Annotated in this window: 16 protein-coding genes, 1 tRNA gene and 2 rRNA genes (1 of these 19 only partly in view); all 19 read right to left on the reverse strand. The window is 64.6% G+C overall.

Annotation, left to right across the window (positions count from 1 at the left end):
* Window positions 1–6: 6 nt before the first annotated feature.
* Window positions 7–1,521: a class I SAM-dependent methyltransferase gene (locus tag BBH56_RS07680; RefSeq protein ID WP_148122448.1), complete on the reverse strand. Its 1,515-nt coding sequence runs from the start codon at window positions 1,519–1,521 to the stop codon at window positions 7–9.
* Entirely contained in the window at window positions 1,514–2,743 is a 1,230-nt protein-coding gene (locus BBH56_RS07685; protein WP_148122449.1) for an ABC transporter ATP-binding protein, read from the reverse strand. The genes BBH56_RS07680 and BBH56_RS07685 overlap by 8 nt, the downstream gene beginning before the upstream one ends.
* Complete coding sequence (locus tag BBH56_RS07690; protein WP_148122450.1) at window positions 2,740–3,561, reverse strand: ABC transporter permease; 822 nt, start codon at window positions 3,559–3,561, stop codon at window positions 2,740–2,742. The genes BBH56_RS07685 and BBH56_RS07690 overlap by 4 nt, the downstream gene beginning before the upstream one ends.
* Before the next feature lie 45 nt (window positions 3,562–3,606).
* Entirely contained in the window at window positions 3,607–4,743 is a 1,137-nt protein-coding gene (locus BBH56_RS07695; RefSeq protein WP_148122451.1) for a glycosyltransferase family 4 protein, read from the reverse strand.
* A gap of 303 nt (window positions 4,744–5,046) precedes the next feature.
* The gene (locus BBH56_RS07705) at window positions 5,047–6,456 is read right to left on the reverse strand and encodes a TolC family outer membrane protein (RefSeq protein WP_198515205.1); all 1,410 of its coding nucleotides are present in this window, start codon (window positions 6,454–6,456) and stop codon (window positions 5,047–5,049) included.
* Between the two features lie 4 nt (window positions 6,457–6,460).
* Window positions 6,461–7,861 carry an HlyD family type I secretion periplasmic adaptor subunit gene (locus BBH56_RS07710; protein ID WP_148122454.1) on the reverse strand — a complete coding sequence of 467 codons (1,401 nt, stop codon included), beginning with the start codon at window positions 7,859–7,861 and terminating at the stop codon, window positions 6,461–6,463.
* Window positions 7,861–9,597, reverse strand: coding sequence for a type I secretion system permease/ATPase (locus BBH56_RS07715; RefSeq protein WP_148122455.1), 1,737 nt, complete (start codon window positions 9,595–9,597; stop codon window positions 7,861–7,863). Before BBH56_RS07715 ends, BBH56_RS07710 begins: the two co-directional genes overlap by 1 nt.
* Entirely contained in the window at window positions 9,594–10,799 is a 1,206-nt protein-coding gene (locus BBH56_RS07720; protein ID WP_198515206.1) for a glycosyltransferase, read from the reverse strand. Before BBH56_RS07720 ends, BBH56_RS07715 begins: the two co-directional genes overlap by 4 nt.
* A 43-nt stretch (window positions 10,800–10,842) precedes the next feature.
* The gene (locus BBH56_RS07725) at window positions 10,843–13,050 is read right to left on the reverse strand and encodes a heavy metal translocating P-type ATPase (protein ID WP_148122457.1); all 2,208 of its coding nucleotides are present in this window, start codon (window positions 13,048–13,050) and stop codon (window positions 10,843–10,845) included.
* Between the two features lie 9 nt (window positions 13,051–13,059).
* The gene (locus tag BBH56_RS07730; RefSeq protein WP_157809124.1) at window positions 13,060–14,235 is read right to left on the reverse strand and encodes a c-type cytochrome; all 1,176 of its coding nucleotides are present in this window, start codon (window positions 14,233–14,235) and stop codon (window positions 13,060–13,062) included.
* Window positions 14,228–14,953 (reverse strand): c-type cytochrome, encoded by a 726-nt coding sequence (locus BBH56_RS07735; RefSeq protein WP_148122459.1) that lies wholly within the window; start codon window positions 14,951–14,953, stop codon window positions 14,228–14,230. The genes BBH56_RS07730 and BBH56_RS07735 overlap by 8 nt, the downstream gene beginning before the upstream one ends.
* A 2-nt stretch (window positions 14,954–14,955) precedes the next feature.
* A complete protein-coding gene (locus BBH56_RS07740; protein WP_198515207.1) occupies window positions 14,956–15,630 on the reverse strand; it encodes a c-type cytochrome in 675 nt (224 codons plus the stop codon).
* On the reverse strand, window positions 15,630–16,250 hold the full coding sequence (locus BBH56_RS07745; RefSeq protein ID WP_148122460.1) for a cbb3-type cytochrome c oxidase subunit II: 621 nt from the start codon (window positions 16,248–16,250) through the stop codon (window positions 15,630–15,632). Before BBH56_RS07745 ends, BBH56_RS07740 begins: the two co-directional genes overlap by 1 nt.
* A gap of 10 nt (window positions 16,251–16,260) precedes the next feature.
* Window positions 16,261–17,844 carry a cbb3-type cytochrome c oxidase subunit I gene (locus BBH56_RS07750; protein WP_148122461.1) on the reverse strand — a complete coding sequence of 528 codons (1,584 nt, stop codon included), beginning with the start codon at window positions 17,842–17,844 and terminating at the stop codon, window positions 16,261–16,263.
* A 116-nt stretch (window positions 17,845–17,960) separates the two neighbouring features.
* Window positions 17,961–18,036 (reverse strand) — tRNA-Thr (locus tag BBH56_RS07755).
* Between the two features lie 61 nt (window positions 18,037–18,097).
* On the reverse strand, window positions 18,098–18,832 hold the full coding sequence (locus BBH56_RS07760; RefSeq protein ID WP_157809126.1) for a type III pantothenate kinase: 735 nt from the start codon (window positions 18,830–18,832) through the stop codon (window positions 18,098–18,100).
* Window positions 18,829–19,536: a biotin--[acetyl-CoA-carboxylase] ligase gene (locus BBH56_RS07765; protein ID WP_157809127.1), complete on the reverse strand. Its 708-nt coding sequence runs from the start codon at window positions 19,534–19,536 to the stop codon at window positions 18,829–18,831. The genes BBH56_RS07760 and BBH56_RS07765 overlap by 4 nt, the downstream gene beginning before the upstream one ends.
* 198 nt (window positions 19,537–19,734) lie before the next feature.
* Window positions 19,735–19,851, reverse strand: a 5S ribosomal RNA gene (gene rrf / locus BBH56_RS07770).
* Between the two features lie 97 nt (window positions 19,852–19,948).
* Window positions 19,949–20,467: ribosomal RNA gene (locus BBH56_RS07775) — 23S ribosomal RNA — on the reverse strand (it continues 2,373 nt past the right edge of the window).

The raw sequence follows: 20,467 nt of genomic DNA on the forward strand, positions 1-20,467 counted from the left end.
GGTCTTCTACTCGAATTTCCTTTTCAAGCGCCGGTGCACGTGCTGCGCGTGTCGCGGCAACCCCGGAGTGTCATGTGCAGGTGAATCGGGAGCCTGACTGAAGGACACCGAAGCCTCACTCGAATGCGCCGCCCCCTTGTCTGACGGCTCAGCAGCGAGTGCCCATATACATCGGTGAATGCCCAATGCTCGAACCAGTCGACTCAGCACCCGATAAGTTCGTGGGTGCTTAACCAAAAAGCTGCGAAGTCGGTGCGAATACAGAAGACGCCTGGCAGTGCGGCGAGGGAGGATCGCTAGCCCGGCCCTGACTTCCCGCGCAAAACCGAAGACCGCTCGCAACGGCGCTGTAATCTTCCATGAACGGCTGTCATACAGTTCATTCAATCGCTCATCAAGCACGGCGAACCGCTCTGACAGCTCGGCTGTGTCCTCAACAAGCGCTAGGAGTTGATGACGATCATTTTCGGCCTCTTGGCGCACTGCGTCTCTAAAGGTCGCAAGCTGCTGATCCACTCGCTCCCGATCCGAATGGGCCTCTTCCAACAGACCATCAATACGCCAATCAATACGCTCACGGTCGCTATGGAGGGCCGCAAGCTGCTGATCCACTCGCTCCCGATCCGAATGGGCCTCTTCCAACAGACCATCAATACGCCAATCAATACGCTCACGGTCGCTATGGAGGGCCGCAAGCTGCTGATCCAGTCTCTCCCGATCCGAATGGGCCTCTTCCAACAGACCATCAATACGCTCCTGCTGGTGATGTTGAGCTACATCATGCCGATCCATTAGCGCTTCAGCGGTTACACCTGCATGCTTGTCAGCAGCCGCCCCGATCCGCTTGCGCATCGTCGCAGACCAACCTTTACCAGCTATCACGGCAAAATCGGGGCTAGCGCAGTTGTAGATTTCCGAAGTGGACGGAAAATGCGCATCGTGAGCGACAACGGGCTCCTGCAGTCGCAGGATATGGCATGGATCGAATCCGTAGAATTCTACAGCGAACGCAAGCAGTCGCGGAGGCAGTGGATTTTGGTGGGTGGGGTCCATGTAGAAATCAACCGCCGTTACCCGAAGGTTCTCGGGGTTCGGCGTCTCCAGGATCAGCATGCCGCCCTTCGCGAGCGCCCGGTAGGCCTCGGCGATCAGCTCCCGAAGGACATCAAACTCAAGGTGCTCGGCAATATGAAACCCCGAAACCAGCGCGAGCGACCCCTCTTCACAGGACCGCAGTGCGGCGATCGCGTCGCCGTATTCGGCGTTGAAGCCCCTTTCCTCGCAGGCGGAGAGCATACCGGCATCAAGATCGACGCCGCGCCCCTCTAACCCAACCTCGCCAAGCACTTCCAGCCACTCGCCACGGCCACACCCCAGATCCAGGGCCTGAGCGGCCTTCCCATGTCGGCGCTTGAGGACCTTCAGGTAAGGGGTATAACCGCGAAGCCGCTCAAGGATCAGTTCCCGCGACCCGCGGTATCGGTCCTCGAACCGGCGATAGAAAAGCGATGCATCAGTCATCGACCATCACCGTGATGTCTGTCGGGAGCCAGGCCGAGCCAGAGAACTTCGGCAAGGCCGAATTCACCACCTCAAAACTGACCGCGCCATCCCACCAGTCATAGCAGCGCTGCGTGTGGTCGAAACCAGCATGCAGCGCAATACTGACCACATACCCGCCCTCGCCCAGATTAGCCGAGAATGCGAAATCCGCCGCCACCGTCGCCCCCGCGCGGAGCCCCTCGATCACCTTTTCATTGTAGGCGCTGTTCGTTCCGAAGACCGGCTGCCCAAGCCGGTCGCGGATCTCGAACCCGATCACCATCTCGGGGATGTCCTGGACCACTCGGGCGGTGATGCACAGCCTCGCTCGCTGTTCGACCTCGAGCAGATCCACTTCCACGTCGTTATCGTTGACCAGGCGCACAGACTCGATCCGCGCCGATGCATCGCCGGAGCGGGTCACCAAATCGCCGGATTCGTCGGGTTGCTGCTCGATGACGGTGGCTACCCCATCGCGCTCGCTCAGTGTGGCGTTGTAGTACTCGAAAACGGCCTTGGGGTCGCCGTGAGTGCGAATCTGTCCGTCCTCCAGCAGATAAGCGACACTGCATAGCGCCTGCACGGCGGCCCGGTCATGGGAGACCAGCAGCAACGTGGTTCCTTCGGCGAGAAACGCGCGGATACGGTCAAAGCTTTTCGCCTGGAAGTAGGTATCGCCAACCGACAGGGCTTCGTCAACGATCAGCACATCCGGCCGCCAGGCCGTGGCCACGGCAAACGCGACGCGGACCTGCATACCGCTCGAATAGGTGCGAACCGGGGCATCAAAGTAGGTGCCGATCTCGGCGAACGCCTCGATGGCATCGATGCGCTCATCGATCTGGCCGCGATCGAAGCCCTGCAGGCTGGAGGCATGATAGACATTCTCCCGGCCGGTGAGCTCCGGATCAAACCCCATACCGAGCTCCAGCAGAGCGCTGACGCGACCACCGATCTGGATCTCGCCTGTGCTAGGGGTCATGGTGCCGGTAAGGAGTTTCAGAAGCGTGCTTTTACCCGCGCCATTACGGCCAATAATGCCGACCGCCTCGCCTGGCGACACATCGATGAAAATATCCTGTACGGCCCAGAATGTCTTTGCCGGTGCGCGGTTAATATAGAGCCAGTTGGCGATCCGGTGCCACTCGGACTTGTACTGCCGGAAGCCTTTGCTGAGGTTTCTAACCCGGATCTCGCTCATAGCATATCGACCATCTCGGGGGAGGCGCGACGGAAGAGAAAGCCCGCCACCAGCACGGCTACCAGACAGGCCACGGCCATCACCAGAAAATGAGTTATATCCGGGACTCTGCCGTAGACGATAGTGTCGTGATAGGCCGAGACGAACCAGTACATGATATTCAGGTCATATAACCCCTGATAGGACTCCGGGATGATTTTGATTGGATAGACAATGGGCGTGAACCAGAAGGCGAACTGAAGCAGGATCGGAATCAACTGGCCGACATCACGGATGAAGACGTTGAGTGCCCCACAGACCAGCCCGATCCCGGCTCCGAACCCTCCGAACAGAATCATCAGCACCGGCACCCAGAGCATGGCAAAGCTGAAGGAATGCCCGAGCAGCAAGAACACCCCAAGGGCCACCAGCAGGAACAGGAAGTTCTGAACGATCATGGTCCCCAACATGACGGCCGGCAGCGCCACCCGCGGGAAACTCAGCTTCTTCATGAGATCAGCGCTGTCTATGAATAGCGCTGTCCCCCGACTGACGCCGTCGCTGAACAGCGTCCAGGCAAAAATCCCCGATGTAAGGTAAATGGCATAGGCGTACTGCCCTTCGACACCCGGCAGCTTGGCCGAGAGGACGTTGGAGAGGATCAGCGTGTAGATGATCACCAGGCTCAGAGGCTGCGCAAAGAGCCAGAAGATACCCAGGCGGCTACGTGTCAGCGACGAGACCAGTTCGTTTCGGACCGAGCTTGCCACGAAGTACCGATAAGCCCAGAGATTCCTCACTCTGGCCATGAGCGGTTCTAGGGCATGGAGTGCGGTCATTCCGTCACCCGCTGATTGGCGTTGGCTACGTCGGCGCGATCAGATTCAGTCACTTCGTTGTTCATCCCCTGAATTGTACGCAGCGCTGACCCCTTTGCCAGTCTCCGGCGCCATTCCAAGCGATCGCAGGAAATCTTCCAGTTGTTGCTCAAGACGGTCGGGCTGGAGCGCCTCGAGTCTAGGTTTCTGGGCCTCGATCAACTGCCCCTGTAGCTCGGCGTCGTCCAGCAAGACCGCCGCCGTAGCCGCGACGATGGCGGGATCGGCGCGATCAAGAAGCAAGCCTCCGCCGTCGACGGTATCGACAATGCTGCTCTCGGGCGCGGCATAGGCGACGATCGGGACTTCATGGATCATCGCCTCGACAAGCGGCATGCCGAATCCCTCATGCTCGCTCATGCTCACATAGAGATCGGCCTCGGCGTAGAGCGTTGAGAGGCGTTCATCACTCACCTTGCCGGTGATCTCGACCCGATTTGATACGCCGAGCCGTGCTGCCAGATCATGCAGCGCCGCGAACGCGGTACGACTCCCCTCTCCCACGAGCGTGAGGCGGACCGACTGAGCCGTTATATGCGTCAGCTCCGCCAGCATGGCGACAAGGCCCTGTGGGTTTTTATGCGGCACCAAACGGCCGACAAACAGTAATTGCCGAGCGTTGTTTTGCGGCTGCAGCCTCTGCGTTGAGGGTGTTCTCCTAAACCGCTCGAGGTCGACCAGGAGGGGTATGGTGGCAGTTTTGTCCGGTGGATAACCGGCCTCCATGAGTTCGGCGTGGTTCCGGGGAGATACGGCAATCGCCCCGTTGACCGAGTGCTTCCAATCGATCAGCTGCTCACGGCCGTAGGCGAGGGTCTGCCGCAGGGGGTCATCGGCCGGGAAAAACCGCTCTGGCGTAATGTTGTGGTAAACCAACACCCTGGCGCAGGAGAGCCGGTGCAGCCAGCGCGCCGCGGGGTTGCCGCCACCATGGTGGATGAGCAGCAGATCGGTCTGGGTCGGCTCGAGGGTTTCATAGAGCTTGGCCGCATCACGCATCGACTCAGGGCGGTCCATGACATAGATCTCGGATGCCAGGCCCCACCCGCGCAGCAGTCGCTGGATGAATAACATACTGTTGCTGATGCCATCGCCCGGCGAACAGGAGACCGAGAACTGGTGGATGGCGGTGATGCTTTTCACTGGGACTTTCGCACCGCGTGATAGAGCCGTCGAACCCCTCGGTAGAGCCGCGGATAAGCCGCGAGCTCCTCTCGCATGAAGCGAGTGGCCACCAGGCGCGAGACGACCCCGCGCAGGAGTGACGGTTTTGCGGCTGACTGCGTGATGCTGGGTGGGCCGGCATCCGGTTGCCCGACGCCGACCGACCGGTTTAAGCGGCGGTCGATCTCGCGCTCAAGCGCGTCATAATCCAACTCGGGATGGGTTCTAAGGAGCCTGACACCGCTCGGCACGGATCTGGAATGGGGCGCCGTTCTATCGCCGTTATTCATCGCCGATCTGGAGCGCCACCACCTCATCCAGATACCGCTGATCGAGTTCCCGCAGGTCGGTCGGCTGGAACTCGCCGGTGGTGGTCTTCAGCCGCACCTGGGCGATGAGGTAGTCATACCCCGCTTCGGCCAGATCGCGGCGGATGCTGAATAACTGCGCGCGGGCATCAAGCACCTCGACCAGGTCGCGAACCCCCACTTCAAGGCCCTCCTCACTGGCCTCGACCTGCGCCTTGGCGGTGTCAAGCGCCTGACGCGAGACCTGGATGCGGCGCTGGGCATTGCGCAGCTCGTTGACTGCCGCCCGGGTGTCGATCACCGCCTGACGGCGGGCATCCTCCAGCGCCGCCGACTGGGCCATGCGCCGGGCCCGGGCCTCGTCCACCCCGGCGGTCAGGCCACCACCGCTGAAAAGCGGCACCTGCAACCGCAACAGTACCCGGGCGTCTGTGCCCTGAATCAGCTGATCGGTGGCATTGGTATCGCTGTACCGCGCCTCGAGCGAGACGCGCGGAAAGCGCTCTGCCCGGCGGACCGAAACGGTTTCGCTGGCGCGGGTCAGGCGCTCGCGCTCAACCGCGACCGTCGGGTTGGAGCGGCCCGCCTGCTCCAGCCACTGCGCGACCCGCCCATCAGTCGGGGCGTCTGATAGCGGCATGGACTGTGGCGTAGCCGACAGCAACTGGTCCGGGTTACGGCCGGTAAGCCGCTCAAGCCCAAGACGCGCGGCATCCAGCTCGTTGCTGGCCTGAGCGATATCGCTGAGTGCGGTCTCAAAACGGACCCGCGCGTCCAGCACGTCCACCTGACTGGCCAGGCCGCGCGTCAGACGGCGCTCCATCTGATCCCATCGGGCGCGGTAGGCGTTGGCCTCGGCCTGGGCCAGCGAGCGGTTGGCGCGTGCCCGCAGCACCCGCAGATAGGCCTCCGCCACCTGCGCGGCCAGGGCCTGGCGGGTGGCGCCCAGCTCTGCATCCGCCACCTCACGTCGGGCTCGGGCCTCCGCCAGGTTGGTGGACACGCCGCGATCGTAGATCGGCTGGGTCAGGTTGATGCCGTAGTTGTAGCTGGTCTTGGTCGTGGTGTTGAGAAACTGCTCACGTGTCCCCGTCTCCCGGTCGATGCGGACATCGCCGGTCTCGTAACGCGCATCGGTATAACGGGCGTCGAGCGAGATATTCGGTAGACGCCGGGCTTTGGCCTGGTCGACCACGCCTTCCCCAGCATCCACCAGCGACTGGCGCTCGTCGATCACCGGGGCATAGTCGAGCGCCGACTGGTACGCCTGGAAGAGCCCCAGCGGGCCATCATCATCACCATTCGGTGTCTGCGCGGTCGCCGATGTTGCAAAACCCACCGCGCAAAGCAGGCTGAGCATGATTGCCGTGCTGCGCGGTGCCATCACGTCAGCTCTCACGGAACGCCCTCGAGGCCATTTCACTGAAGGGCTTGACAAGATAGCCAAGGAAACTGCGCGACCCCGTCTTGATGAATGCCTGCACGGGCATCCCCGGCTCGAGCTGAAAGTTCTCCGCGCGCAGCGCGGCCACACCGGCCTCACTCACCCGAATCCGCGCCAGGTAATAGCTCTCGTTGTTCTGCTCATCGGTGAGCGCATCCGCCGAGATCGACACGACATCGCCCTGGATATTGTTGATGAAGATCGTATTGAGTGCCGGAAAGCTCAGATCCGTCGCCTGACCAACGCGCACATCATCGATCTTATCCGGTGGCACCCGGGCATCCACCAGTAGCCGGCGCTGCCGTGGGACAATGTCCATCAGCGCCTCGCCCGGACTGACCACGCTGCCCTGGCTATGAACCTTCAGCCCCACCACCGAGCCATCGGTGGGCGCACTCACCACGGTGCGCGAGAGCTTGTCGCGCAGGGCGCTGACGCGTGCCCGGGCATCCAGCAGCCGACCCTGCACCTCGCCAAGGCGTGAGGCGACCTCCTGGTCGTATTCCTCCTGCCGCAGGCTGCGCTCCATGCGCGTGCTGGCGATTTGAGCGCGGATCCCCGCGATATCGGAGATCAACTGCCCCCGCTGGCCGCGATACTCGTCGAGCCGCCGCCGGGCATCACGCAGGGACTGCTTGTCGGAGAGCTGCTCCTCGACCAGGCCCGACCACTCCTCGACTTCCTCGGTAAACGAGGCGATCTGCGAATCGACTGCGGTGAGCCGCGACTGCAGGCCGCGGATCTGTTCCTCAAACTCCTCGATGCGCTGGGCGCGCAGGCTGAGATCCGTTTTCAGGGCCTGACGCCGGGCGCTGAAGATGGCGCGCTGGTTGGCCATGATCTCAGCGGCCTTTTCGCGCTCATCCGCCTCGGTCAGCGCGGCAGGAAACTCGATGGCCGAGTCGCCGTCGCGCTCGGCCCGCAGCCGGGCCCGCTGACCGAGTGCCGTGAGCAGACGGCTTTCGACCACGGCCAGATCGGAGCGCGCCTGCGCCCCATCAAACTCCACCAGCACCTCGCCCTGTTCCACCTGCTCGCCTTCCTCGACGTGGAGGTCCTCGATGATTCCCCCTTCGAGATGCTGCAGGGTCGTGCGATAGCCCTCGACCACCACCTGACCGTTGGAGATCACCGCGCTGGCCAGCGGTGCGAGCGCGGACCAGATCAGGAAGCCGCCCAGGCCAATCACCAGCACCAGGGTCCCGATCAGGGTAAAACGCCGATAGTTGCCGGAGGCAACGGGAATGCCATCCGACTGGGCCGCCTGTTCGCGGGCACTGCCCGCGGCTGGAATGAACTCGCCGGCGCTGTCGTTGCGACGAAAGCGTTGCATGAGCGACTTCATTACGACGCTCCCTTGTTCTGCTGGTTACCGGCGACGCGCAGCGGTTGGGCGGTGTTGGACTGCAGGCGCGAGAGCACCTCTTCGCGAGCACCGAATGCGGCGACCTGGCCCTGCTGGAGCACCAACAGCTTATCCATCTGGGCGAGGATGCTGCGCCGATGGGTGACCACCAGCACGGTCACGCCCTGAGCCTTGAGCCGCTCGACCGCACCGGTCAATGCCTGCTCGCCCGCATCGTCCAGATTGGAGTTGGGCTCATCTAGGATGACCAGGCGCGGCGTGCCGAACAAGGCTCGCGCTAGACCGATACGCTGACGCTGACCAGCGGAGAGGGTGTTGCCGCCCACGCCCACCGCGGTGTCATAGCCGTCCGGCAGCTGGAGTATCATTTCATGCGCGCCGGCCAGCTTGGCCGCCGCCACCACGGCCTCATCGGTGGCCTCGCCAAAGCGGGCGATGTTCTGGGACACCGTGCCTTCAAAGAGTTCGATGTCCTGGGGCAGATAGCCGATGTAGGGTCCGATTTCATCGCGGTTGTACTGATCGATATCCGCCCCGTCGAGCCGGACCGATCCGTTCAGCAGCGGCCATACCCCCAGAATGACCCGCACCAGCGACGACTTGCCGGCGGCGCTGGGCCCGATGACGCCGAGCCCCTCACCCGGCTCGACGTTCAGCCCCACCCCGCGCAGCACCGGGGTGCGCGTGCCCGGCGGTGCCGCCAGGACATTGGCGAGGCGCAGACTACCCTGAGGAGCCGGCAGACTGGTATGGCGGGGCTGCTCGGGGAAGCCGTCAAACAACTGGCTGAGCCGACCATAGCTCTCCTGCGCCTGCTGGATCTGGCGCCAGGCGCCGGTGATCTGATCCAGCGGCGCCAGTGCCCGGCCGATGAGGATCGCGCAGGCGATGATCATGCCGCCACTCATCTGCCCCTGCAGCACCAGCAGGGCGCCGATGCCATAGGCGAAGGCCTGGGCCATGAAGCGGAATACCCGACTGGCGTTGCTGAAGACGCCGGCGCGATCACTGGCAAAGGCCTGCCCGTTGATGGTGCGCGCCTGGCGGCTCAGCCAGCGCTCGCGGACCGCCGGCTCCATGCCCATTGCGTGAATGACCTCAGCATTGCGCAGGTTGTCCCCGGCAAAGCGCCGCGAGTTGCGGTTGGCCTCGTTCGCCTTGGCGAGCGGCGCGCGGGTGAACACTTCATTGGCCCAGGTGAGCCCGCCGATGATCAGCGTACAGGCGACGCCATAGATCCCAAGCCAGGTATTGAACAGGAACATTACCCCCAGATAGACCGGCATCCAGGGCGCATCGAAGAGCGCCAGGATGCCCGGACCCGTCAGGAACTGGCGGACGTTGGACAGATCGTCGATGGCCTGCGGGCTGCCGCCGCCGCGCTGGCGCAGCGAGTTGCGGAACATGGCATCAAACAGCCGCTCACCGAGGCGCTCGTCCAGCGACACGCCGACCCGGACGAGAATCCGCGAGCGGATGAACTGCAGGATGCCCATGAGGATGAAAAGCCCCAGCACCACCAGACTCAGGAACAGCAGCGTTTCGGTGCTGCGCGAGCGCAGGACCCGGTCGAAGACCTGCAGCATATAGAAAGGCTGCACGAGCATGAGCAGGTTGATGAACATGCTGAATACCCCCACCGCCACGAAACCGGATTTCGCGCCCTGGAGGATCCGTTTAATCTCCGGCTGATCCTGCCGGGAGGCGTCCTTCATGAGTTGACCCCGTTGCGCGGCCCGCGGCCGTTAGTCTCTGGCGGCTGAATAGCCGTGCATGATGCCGGCGCAGTCCGACCCTGTCCAATCAGATCGTCATAGACGCCGTGCATTCGCTGGGCATAGGCCGTCGCCGTAAAGCAGTTACGGTAACGCGCAAAACCGGCCCGGCCGAGCGCTGCAGCCTGCGCCGGATCAGCCTGTGCTTGCGCCATGGCTGCGCCAAGCGCCGGCGCATCATGCGGCGGCACCACCCAGCCGGTCTCACCGTGACGGACGACGTAGCTCGTCCCCGTCCCGATCTCGCAGGTGATCGCCGGCCGCTCAGCCGCGCCCGCCTCGACGAGGGCGAGCCCGAAAGCCTCGGAGCGCAGCGTTGAGGGCATGACCAGTGCCCGGCAGAGCCGTAACAATGCCCATTTTTGCGCCTCGCTCACACGCCCAAGGAAGACCACCCGATCCGCCACACCGCAGTGACCGGCGTGAGCGGTGAAGGCCGCCCGGTCGACACATTCGCCAGCGATCACCAGTCGGGCATCGGTGTATCGCAATGCCTCGATCGCCACCGCCGCGCCCTTGTAGCGGCGGGTCGCCCCAAGGAACAGCATGAATGCCTCGCCCAGCCGCGCCCGCAGATCCGCCTGCGCCTGATCGACGGCGACCCCCTGATCATCCCGGACCGCCACGCCAAGAGTGGCGACATACAGCCGCTCCGGCGCGACGCGCTGGAGCACGGGGCTGGTCTTTGCATAGACCGGCGAGGTCGCGATGACGGCATCAAGCCGATGCAGGAAGCGCTCCATCATCGGCTCGTAGAGGCGCTTGAGCAGCGGATTGCGGCAGATATCGGCGTGGTAAGTCGCCACTCTGGGCGTCTCGGAAGGAACCGCTCTGTCAAGCCAGTGCACGAACGGCCACGGCAGATGATAGTGGACGATGTCCGCCTCGCGGGCGAGCGCCCGAAACCGGCGCCGGGCACTGACCGAGAAATCCGTGGCACAGCAGCGCCCCGTCCGCCGTGCGGCGTGAACGGTCAGCGGATCGGCGTTTGGCTGAAGTGTCCACGGGCCGTTATCGGCCAGCGTAAAGAAATCATGCTCAACGGCGCCGCCAGCCTCGCCCGCGGCGAGCGCCGTGATAGCGCGCTGGACGCCGCCCTCGCGCTCGAGGTCGTAGACCTTGAATGTGTGAAGGACTCGCATAGACCCGGCTGCGTGCACCCCTTGCGTTGCAGCGTAGATGCTATCACCCCTGCCCCCGCCGCGCCGCATTCGCCATGACACTCAGGGAGCTGGCGAGCATGGCCAGCGCCGCCGCCGACGGCGGGATGACCCCGGCCACCGCCAACGGGATCGCCGCCCCGTTGTAGACCACCGCCAGGGTCAGGTTCTGGCGCATGCGTCGCCTTGCCGAGCGGGCCAGACCGAGCGCATCGGCCAGGGCCGGCAGCCCGCCCCGGGCCACCACCAGCCCAGCGCTGCTGGTCGCCGCATGGCTGGCGCCATCGATGGCCACCCCCACATCGGCGGCCGCCATGGCGACGCTGTCATTGATGCCATCCCCGATGAAGGCGGTCGGCGCCCGGGACTGCGCGGCGAGCACATGATCGGCCTTTTCCTCGGGCCGACAGCCCGCTTCCACGGCGTCCTCTGCCAGTCCCACCTCAGCGGCCACCCGCCGGGCGGGATCCACGCTATCGCCGGTCACCATCCGCAGGCTGAAACCCCGGGCCTGCAACGACTCGACCGTCGCAGCCGCCGCCGGGCGAAGCGGGTCACCCAGCGCGAAACAGCCCAGCCAGTCGCCATCGCGGGTGACATGGATCTGCGTGGCGCCACTGGCCGCCTGGCTCGACGGCGTTGCCAGCACGGGCACCTGGACGCTGGCCTCATGCAGCCAGCGCCGTGATCCCACCCGGACCTCGCTGCCATCGGGACGGGTCATGATGACGCCACGCCCCTCCCGGCGCCGATGGATGCCATGCTCCGGCCCCTGCGCCGGATCCTGCAGCGCCCGGGCCACTGGATGGTCAATGCCCGCCTCGGCCTCAGCGGCAAGGGCGCGCAGCTCAGATTCCGCGACACCGTCGGCGGTGACCGCCTCGATGATCGCCGGCTCCCCGCGGGTCAGGGTGCCGGTCTTGTCAATCAGCAGATTCCGCAGCTGTCCGGCCTGCTCCATGGTCGCCGGGCTGCGGAACAGAACCCCACGGCCCATGGCACGTTCGGCAAAGCTGAGAAACGTCACCGGGACGGCGACACTGAGCGCGCAGGGACAGGCGATCACCACGACGGACAGGGCCCGCAGCAGGGACTCCTCAGCGGGCAGGCCAAGCGCCGTTCCCGCCACCGCCACCAGCGCCGCCAGCCCGAGTGCGCCGGGCACCAGGACCCGTGCCAGCCCATCGGCAAGGCGCGTGATCTCGCTGCGGTTGCCCTGCATCTCGACCATCCGGCCGAGGATGCGGTCGATCTGACGCTCACCCACGGCGCCCGTCACGCGCATCGTGACCGGGGCATCCAGGTTGATGGTGCCGGCCTGCAGGGTCCCACCCGGGGCAACACTGACCGGCGTCGACTCGCCGGTCAGCAGACTGGCGTCGACCCGCGTCGCGCCCTCGAGCAGATCGCCGTCCAGCGGCACGCGGGCACCGGCGGCCACCTGGATGTGGGTGCCCACCGCCACTTCGGCCGCATCCACCGGCCCGTCCCCCTCCACGGGAAAGGCCCGTTCAGGGACCTCGCGCTCGAGCGCACCGATGGCCGTGGCCGCCCGCCGGACGGTGCGCATCTCCACCAGTCGCCCGATGGACAGCAGCACGATGAGCATCACCATGGTGTCGGCATAGACGTGCGCCCCTCCTTGAGCCAGCTCGATTACTGACAGCACGCCGGCGCCGATCACGCCGATGCTGACCAGCGCATCCATCCCCGGGATACCCGCCCGCAGTGTCCGCCAGCCGGCGACAAAAAACGGTGCGGCCGAAAACCCGACCACCGGTGTGACCAGGCCCATGGCAATGATCGACAGGGTGTGTCCGACGGGGGTATTCCCCAGCGCCGCCGGCTCGAGATAGCGCATGATGGCGAGCACCATCACCCACATGCCAAAGAAAGCGGCCACCGCCAGTCGCAGGCCGAGGCGATTGATCTCACCATCAATGGCGGCAACGGTTTCCTCGGGGGCACGCGGCGGACCGATCACATAGCCCAGCCGTTCCACCGCCCGCAGCAGACCCGGCAGATCGATCCGCTCCGGGTCCCAGTCAACCAGCGCCGAGCCCGTGGCAAAGCTGACCCGTGCGCGCGTCACGCCCGGCACTCGGGCGATCACCCGCTCGGTGGCGGCCGCACAACTGGGGCACCACATCCCCTCGATCGAGAAAAGGCCACGCCCGGCGGGTGCCAGCGCGGCCATTTCCGTCCGGGACAGCGTCGCCGCCGCGGTACTCATGCCCGGGCGCTAGCGGCTTGCCTGATCGCGGTGCCGCGGCGCGCCCGCCGACGGCGGTTGCTCAGTGGGCTCACCGGGGACGCCGTCGCCCAGAAGATTCCCGCGGATGACGTCGCCGTACCAGTTGGGGGTGTGCTCGTGGAACCGCTCGTCGGTCTCGGCAACACTCAGGTTGTCGCGGAACTGCCGCGGATCCGCCGGCCGCTCCCAGCTATTGATGTATGCCGCCACATCCCAGGCCTGCTGATCGGTGAGCGATCCGCCCTGACCCAGCGGCATATTGTGCTTGATGAAGCCGGCGGCGGTGTTGATGCGGTGCATCCCCGCCCCCCAGTTGAAGGCGTCATCCCCCCAGAGCGCCGGAAAGATCCAGCGGCCGTTGGGGTCCTGCCGGCCACCGCCATCGGTGCCATGGCAGACCGCGCAGTTGTTCTCGAACACGGTCTCACCCCGACTGATGCTGTAGCCCTGCTCAGGCTCCGGCGGGGTGGAGTAGCCACGGCCCGGTAGGTTGCCCTCCAGCGGTGCGCCCTCGGCCATGTAGTAGAAAAAGCTCTGCAGATCCTTGTAGATATCGCCGTCGCGCGGCGGCGGGCTGCCACTCGGCGAGCCCTGGGCATTCATCGAATAGGTAAAGCAGCCGTGAATCCGGTCTTCCATGGTGTTGATGATCTTGTTCTTGCCACGGAATGCCGGGTACTCCACGGCCGCCGCCGACATCGGCGCCGACCCGGGCACGGTCCCACCGCCGAGGTGGCAGTTGGCGCAGTTCATGCCATTGCCGACGTGCTCGGAGGCATTGGTCTGGGTGTTGGTGAACACCTCGTAGCCACGGCGTACCGAATCGCCGAACTCGTTGTCCGGGGCGTCCGCCACGTCATTGGGAATGAAATACCCCTCCTCACTGACCGGCAGCGCGGGCGGGTTGGCGGCGGGATCATTGGTATATTCCTGGCGCTCGGCAAGCCACTCCTCGCGCCGCTCGGCAGCCTCTTCGGCGAGCTCGCGGCCTTCGTCCGGCTCGCGGTCGGGCGACTGGGCGATGGGCGCGTAAATGCCGCTGGCGTAGAGGCCGGCGCCAATGGCCACCAGCCCCGCCGCGATGGCGACGGCGATCAGCGCCCGGCGAAGCGTGGTCCGCCCCGGGTCCTTACGGGGCCGATCATTGTTGTCATGGTTACTCATTGATGGAGTCCTCCGCCGGCGGCGCCGGCAGTGTCGCGAGATAGTCGGCCACCGCCCGCTTGTCCGCATCGGACAGGGCATGGGCGATGCCCTGCATCAACATCAGCGGCGAGTTTTTGCGACGGCCATCGGTCCATGCCGCCAGCTGAGCATAGGTGTAGGTGGGCTGCTGCGCCGCCAGGCTGGGAAAGGCCTGTTCAACACCCCAGGCCGACGAGCCGTGACAGCTGTAGCAGGCCGGCACTTCGATATCCCAGTCGCCGTGGTTGGCCAGCTCGCGGCCACGCTCCAGATCGCCACCCAGTTCGGCCTCGGCGGCGCTGGGCGCTTCCATTTCGGCGTAGTAGCGGGCAAGGCCGAGCATTTCCTTCTGGGTGAGCTTATCGGCCACATACTGCATGTTGTGATTGATGCGCACGCCCTCGGCATAGGCATTGAGCTGCTTGGCGATGTAGCCGCTCGACAGCCCCGCCAGCCGGGGGATATTGCCATTGCCCTCGCCCTTGGCGCCGTGGCAACTGGCACACGACCAGACGTCGCCCTGACCCTCGCGGGCCAGCGTCGCGTATTCGGCCGGATCCACCTCCGCCGCCTCAGCGGCGTAGATCTCGGCGGCGTAACTTTCGTCGGGCAGATCCTCGTCGACCTCCTGCGCGCCCACCGGCAGGGCCAGCATGAGCAGCAGGGCTGATGAGAGCCACGCACTCAGACGTTTCATATTCACTGTGATGCCTCCGTTGCGGCCGTGCGGGTCAGCCGGGCGGATATCCCGGTGACCGCCTCAATCTCGGCGCCACCGCCCAGCGGACTCCGCCCGACCTCGAAGCGGCCGCGCTGTTCGCTGACGAACGCCGGAGTCACCGCTCCGGCGTCATGACCCCACTGCTGGCGGATGTAGCTCACCACTGCCGCAATTTCACGATCACTCAGCGTCTCGCCGAATCGCGGCATACGACCATCGTATTCATTGCCGGCCACCGCGATCACGCCGCTGATACCGTGCAGCAGGATCTGGACCGGCGCCTCGGCGGGCCCGGTGACGTAACGCGAGCCTGCCAGCGGCGGCACGGCGCCACTGATGCCCGACCCGTTCGCCTGATGACAGGTCACGCAGTTCGACTCGAACAGCGAGGCGCCAACCGTTATGAGCGATCCCTGCCCATCCGCGACATCCCTGTCGCCGGTCATTCCTACCGTGGGCGCTTCTTCGAGAGCGGCTGACTCAGTGGCCGGCCCGGAATTGGACCAGAGCGTGTAGACGCCCCAGGCCATCAGGGCCACGGCAACTGCCAGTACAAAAATGGGGATCGGTCGGTTGACCTCGTAAGGCTCGAACCGGCTTTCCTTGAGCGGGGTGCGCTGCGGCTCCGGGCGCTGGTCGTTGTGATCACTCATCAGCGTGCGTCTCCGCCATCAAAACCCAGGTCACGCAGCTCCTCATCCTTGGCCGGATAGGTCCGGTCAAGGGAGAGCAGGTACGCGGTCAGGTCCAGTGCGCTCTGGCGGGCCACCACCTTGGCACCGTCCGCCGGTGCATATTCAGCCGGCACCGGCACGACCACATCGTCCTCGTCGGGGTTCTGCTTGACCTCGAAAAGGAACGGATAGGCCGGCATGATGCTGCTCTCCTCGATGGCTCGAGGCTGATACAGATGGGTCAGGTGCCAGCCCTGGCTGGGCATCCGCGCGCCGACATTCATCAGGTCCGGCCCGGTGCGCATGGTGCCGAGGACGTGCGGGTCGTCGTAGACATAGTCGGCGGGCGTGGTCGGACGCCCCCAGCCACGCTGCAGATCGGGCGCCTGCTCAGGGCTGCGCGGCTGCTGCGAGTGGCAGTAGTAGCAGCCCAGGTCCACGTACTGCTGCCGACCGCGCTCCTCGACTGCGGTGTAGGGCTCAAGCCCCTCGGCGGGCTCGACCGTGCGGATCTGTGCCGCCGGAAAGATCACCAGCATGAGCGTCGCGAACGCGAGAATCGCGAAAGCGAGAACGGCCAGCGGAAAGACTTTGTTCATGAGTGGCTCCTCAGCTGGCGCTTGTGGCCGGCGTCGCCGTGCCCACGGGATCGGTGGACCGACGCGGCGCGAACACCAGCGACAGCAGATTGATCGCAAACAGGAGGTGGCCCAGCGTCATCAGCGTGCCGCCCACAGAGCGCCCCTCCAGATAGGGCTGCATCAGCTGCATCGACTCCAGCCAGTCACGGCTGGCATCGAGCATCGCAAGCCCCTGCAGCCAGCCCCCGATGCTGAGCGAGAAAAAGTAGACACCGAAGCCGATGGCCACCAGCCAGAAATGCAGGGCGATCAGGCGCGGCGCCGGCCAGAGTCGCCCGGTGAGGATCGGCATCAGGTAGTAGACCGTGCCGAACAGCACCAGCGAGACGAAGGCATAGGCCCCCAGGTGGGCATGCGCGACCGTGTAATGGGTGAAATGCGTCACCGTATTGACCGCGCGGACCGCCTCCATGGAGCCCTGGAACGAGGCCAGCGTGTACATCACCGCACCGAAGGCCACAAAGCGCAGCGGCAGTGACTGTTTGAACGCCCAGAGATTCGTGGCCCAGAGCACATGCTGGTTGACCGCCACGGCAATCACGGGAATGAACATCATCACCGACTGCACCACCGAAAGCGTGACCACCCAGGTGGGCACCGGCCCGCCGATCAGGTGATGCATGCCCACCTGACTGTAGAACAGCGCGAGGGCCCAGAACCCCAGCAGCGAGAGGCGGTAGGAGTAGATCGGCTTGCCGATGATCTTGGGCAGGACATAGTAAGCGGCGCCGACGCCAATCGGCGTCAGCCACAGGCCCAGCACATTGTGCGCGAACCACCAGTTGACCGTGGCCCCCTGCACGCCGGTGTGAATGGGGAGATTGCCGATCACGAAGAGCACCGGAAACCACACCAGTGCGCCCAGGTAATACCAGGCGGTCACGTAAATGTGGTGAACGTTGCGGTTGACCGCGGTCAGAACCAGCGGCGCGGCAAAACAGGCACCGCCGGCCGCCAGCAGGATATCGACCTGCCAGGGGATCTCGAGCCACTCCATCCCGTCGGTCCAGCCGGTGGCGATGGCATAGACACCGACCGCAACGCCGATATTCCATAGCACAAGCCCGCCCCAGGCCAGATTGACGCCGCGAAGTGGCGTCTTGAACAGCCGCGGCACAAGGAACATGGCGACCCCGATGCCTGCCAGTGACAGCCAGCCGTAGATCACCGAGTTCAGGTGCATCGTGCGCATCCGCCCGAAGCTGAGCGGCGCCGACCCGGTCAGCCAGTCCGGCAGATGGAGCTTGAGCGAGGCGATCACCCCGAAGATCGAGCCAAGCACCAACCAGAAGGTCCCGAAGCCGATCAGGGCAAAGATCAACTTGCGATGGCGGGTATCCGTGCCCTCGCCGGGCTCGGCGTCTTCCTGAAAGCCAAAGCTGGTGGGATCGTCGGGCGCGTGATCCTCGCCTTCAGCGCCCGAGAAAATGACCTCGGCATCCGACTGGTCGACGCGGAACTGCTTTGAGGCGACCGCCCAGATCAGAAAGGCCAGGCCAATGAGGGACACCACGAACGACAGTGCCATCATCGTGCCAATAGTGAGCGACATCTTCCCTCCACCGCGTAATATTTATTCGCGCAATGGTACGAAGGGCATGGCAGCTGAGAAATTGTGGTTTTCCACATACCGGCCGTCGCCGGTGATGGGCGGGGAGGGGATCGGATTGGAGCTGGCGAGAGGATTCGAACCCCCGACCGGCTGATTACAAATCAGCTGCTCTACCAACTGAGCTACGCCAGCTTCGCGATCAACGGTGAAAGGGTAACCGGCCGCGCGCAGCGGGGCAATGCAGGCGCGGATCTCAGGGCAGCTGAGCGAGGCCCTCGAGGACCAGGTCGGGCCGCAGACAGACATCCATGTCCAGATAACGGGCAAGCAGCGGGGCGTCACCACCGGTCAGCACCGGTGTCAGTCGGGCCGCGTCGTTTTTCATGCAGCGCCGCACGATGCCCTGAATCGCCAGTGCGGTGCCATGCAGGTATCCGCTGATCAGCGCGTCTTCGGTATCAGCGGTCAGAAAGGGCGCCCGGGTCGACCACTCCACCCTCGGCAGCGCCGGGGCCAGTTGCGCCAGTCCGGCCTGCTGGGCGGCGAGGCCTGCGACGATCAGCCCGCCCTGGTGCGTACCATCCGCCGCCACCACATCGACCGTGATCGCCGTGCCACAGTCAACCACGCAGGCCGGGGCATAGCCGGCGGCTTTTGCGCCGACCATTGCCAGCCACCGGTCAGTGCCCAGCTCCGCCGGGCGCGCATAGGCCACCCGCACTCCGCCGCCCATTGCCGGGGTGTAGACCGTTTCGGGGCGGATGGCCCAGTGACTCGTCATCCAGTCCGAGAGCTGACCGGCGACACTGGCATCAGAAACATTCACGATGCGCACGCGCTCCGGCGGTGCGGCCAGCGCCCGCCACTCGTTGAAGACATGCTCCAGCGAATCATGCGATGCGGCACGCGCGCCGCCCACGATCTGACCTTCGTGGGCGCGCGCCCATTTAATGCGGCTGTTGCCGATATCGATCAACAGTTCAGTCACGATGCGGCTCCTGTGTGCGGCCCGATGTGGCATTCGCCGGCGGCCAGCCGGTGTTCGCCGGTGTCGGTCTGAAGACGCAGGTTGCCAGCCGCCGTCACCCCAAGCACCCGGCCCTGCCGGCGCGTTCCGTCGGCCTGTTCAGCGATGACAACGCGATTGGCCAGCGCATCAAACACCGGCCAGCGCGTCTCAAGCAACCGTTCGACCTGCGTCGCCGTCCAGGTGGTCACCGTAAGGACCGCGCCTGCCAGCGTGCCAATCAGCGCGTCGCCGGTGGGGCGATCGGCCAACTCACGCAGGCTGATCACACGCCGCCCCGCGACTACCGCGCCCTCCGGGACGGGCCGGGTGTTCACCCCGACACCGACGATCAAGGCATTGGGCAGCCGCTCCACCAGCAAACCGGCGAGTTTTGCATCGTCGACGACCAGATCATTCGGCCACTTGAGGGCGATCCCGGCAAACCCGGCCGCGGTCAGTGCCTCGGCAAGCTGCAACCCCATCACCAGGGACAGCCCATCGGGCACACTCACGCCGGGGTCCATCGGTAGTCCGACACTGAAATAAATCCCCCCGGACGGTGACTGCCACTCACGCCCCTGACGGCCCCGTCCCCGGGTCTGCTCGTCAGCGACCGCAAGCGTTGTTTGATCGAGTGGGCGGTCGGCCAGCCAGCGACTGGTACTGGGGAGGGTTTCAAACACATGGATGGGAACAGTCCCCCACTGGGGGCCAAGGGCCTCGCTCAATACCCTCGATCGGGCAGCGGCATCCGCAGCATAGCGTGTGGCCTGTCGGGACATGATGGCAACGCCCTGTTCGCTGAAATCGACCGGACGCCCATCGAGCGCCCAAAAAAAACCCCCGCCGGTCGTAAGACCAGCGGGGGCTTCGCTGTAAGAGCCTGGCGATGACCTACTTTCGCACCACAGCGAGGCGGCACTATCATCGGCGCTACGCAGTTTCACTTCCGAGTTCGGAATGGGGTCGGGTGGTTCCCACGCGCTATTTTCGCCAGGCAAACCGGTAACCAAAGGCGCGTCAGCCGCGCCATTGGCGTCAGGAACGTTGTCGATGGCATGCAGGACCAATGTCCAATAGCCCTCTTGGGGTTATATGATCAAGCCTCACGGGAAATTAGTACTGGTTAGCTTCATACATTACTGCACTTCCACACCCAGCCTATCAACGTGGTCGTCTTCCACGTCCCTTCAGGAGGATCAAGTCCTCGGGGAGATCTCATCTTGAGGTGGACTTCCCGCTTAGATGCTTTCAGCGGTTATCCCTTCCGAACGTAGCTACCCGGCAGTGCCACTGGCGTGACAACCGGAACACCAGAGGTTCGTCCACTCCGGTCCTCTCGTACTAGGAGCAGATCCTCTCAAATCTCCGACGCCCACGGCAGATAGGGACCGAACTGTCTCACGACGTTCTAAACCCAGCTCGCGTACCACTTTAAATGGCGAACAGCCATACCCTTGGGACCTGCTACAGCCCCAGGATGTGATGAGCCGACATCGAGGTGCCAAACTCCTCCGTCGATGTGGACTCTTGGGAGGAATCAGCCTGTTATCCCCGGAGTACCTTTTATCCGTTGAGCGATGGCCCTTCCATACAGAACCACCGGATCACTAA

Origin of the sequence: Spiribacter roseus (assembly GCF_002813635.1) — a bacterium.
Classification (GTDB): Bacteria; Pseudomonadota; Gammaproteobacteria; order Nitrococcales; family Nitrococcaceae; genus Spiribacter; species Spiribacter roseus.

Coding starts and splice junctions, on each gene's coding strand:
- BBH56_RS07680 (WP_148122448.1), bottom strand. CDS start 1,521: ATGACTGATGCATCGCTTTTCTATCGCCGGTTCGAGGACCGATACCGC.
- BBH56_RS07685 (WP_148122449.1), bottom strand. CDS start 2,743: ATGAGCGAGATCCGGGTTAGAAACCTCAGCAAAGGCTTCCGGCAGTAC.
- BBH56_RS07690 (WP_148122450.1), bottom strand. CDS start 3,561: ATGACCGCACTCCATGCCCTAGAACCGCTCATGGCCAGAGTGAGGAAT.
- BBH56_RS07705 (WP_198515205.1), bottom strand. CDS start 6,456: ATGGCACCGCGCAGCACGGCAATCATGCTCAGCCTGCTTTGCGCGGTG.
- BBH56_RS07710 (WP_148122454.1), bottom strand. CDS start 7,861: ATGAAGTCGCTCATGCAACGCTTTCGTCGCAACGACAGCGCCGGCGAG.
- BBH56_RS07715 (WP_148122455.1), bottom strand. CDS start 9,597: ATGAAGGACGCCTCCCGGCAGGATCAGCCGGAGATTAAACGGATCCTC.
- BBH56_RS07720 (WP_198515206.1), bottom strand. CDS start 10,799: ATGCGAGTCCTTCACACATTCAAGGTCTACGACCTCGAGCGCGAGGGC.
- BBH56_RS07725 (WP_148122457.1), bottom strand. CDS start 13,050: ATGAGTACCGCGGCGGCGACGCTGTCCCGGACGGAAATGGCCGCGCTG.
- BBH56_RS07730 (WP_157809124.1), bottom strand. CDS start 14,235: ATGAGTAACCATGACAACAATGATCGGCCCCGTAAGGACCCGGGGCGG.
- BBH56_RS07735 (WP_148122459.1), bottom strand. CDS start 14,953: ATGAAACGTCTGAGTGCGTGGCTCTCATCAGCCCTGCTGCTCATGCTG.
- BBH56_RS07740 (WP_198515207.1), bottom strand. CDS start 15,630: ATGAGTGATCACAACGACCAGCGCCCGGAGCCGCAGCGCACCCCGCTC.
- BBH56_RS07745 (WP_148122460.1), bottom strand. CDS start 16,250: ATGAACAAAGTCTTTCCGCTGGCCGTTCTCGCTTTCGCGATTCTCGCG.
- BBH56_RS07750 (WP_148122461.1), bottom strand. CDS start 17,844: ATGTCGCTCACTATTGGCACGATGATGGCACTGTCGTTCGTGGTGTCC.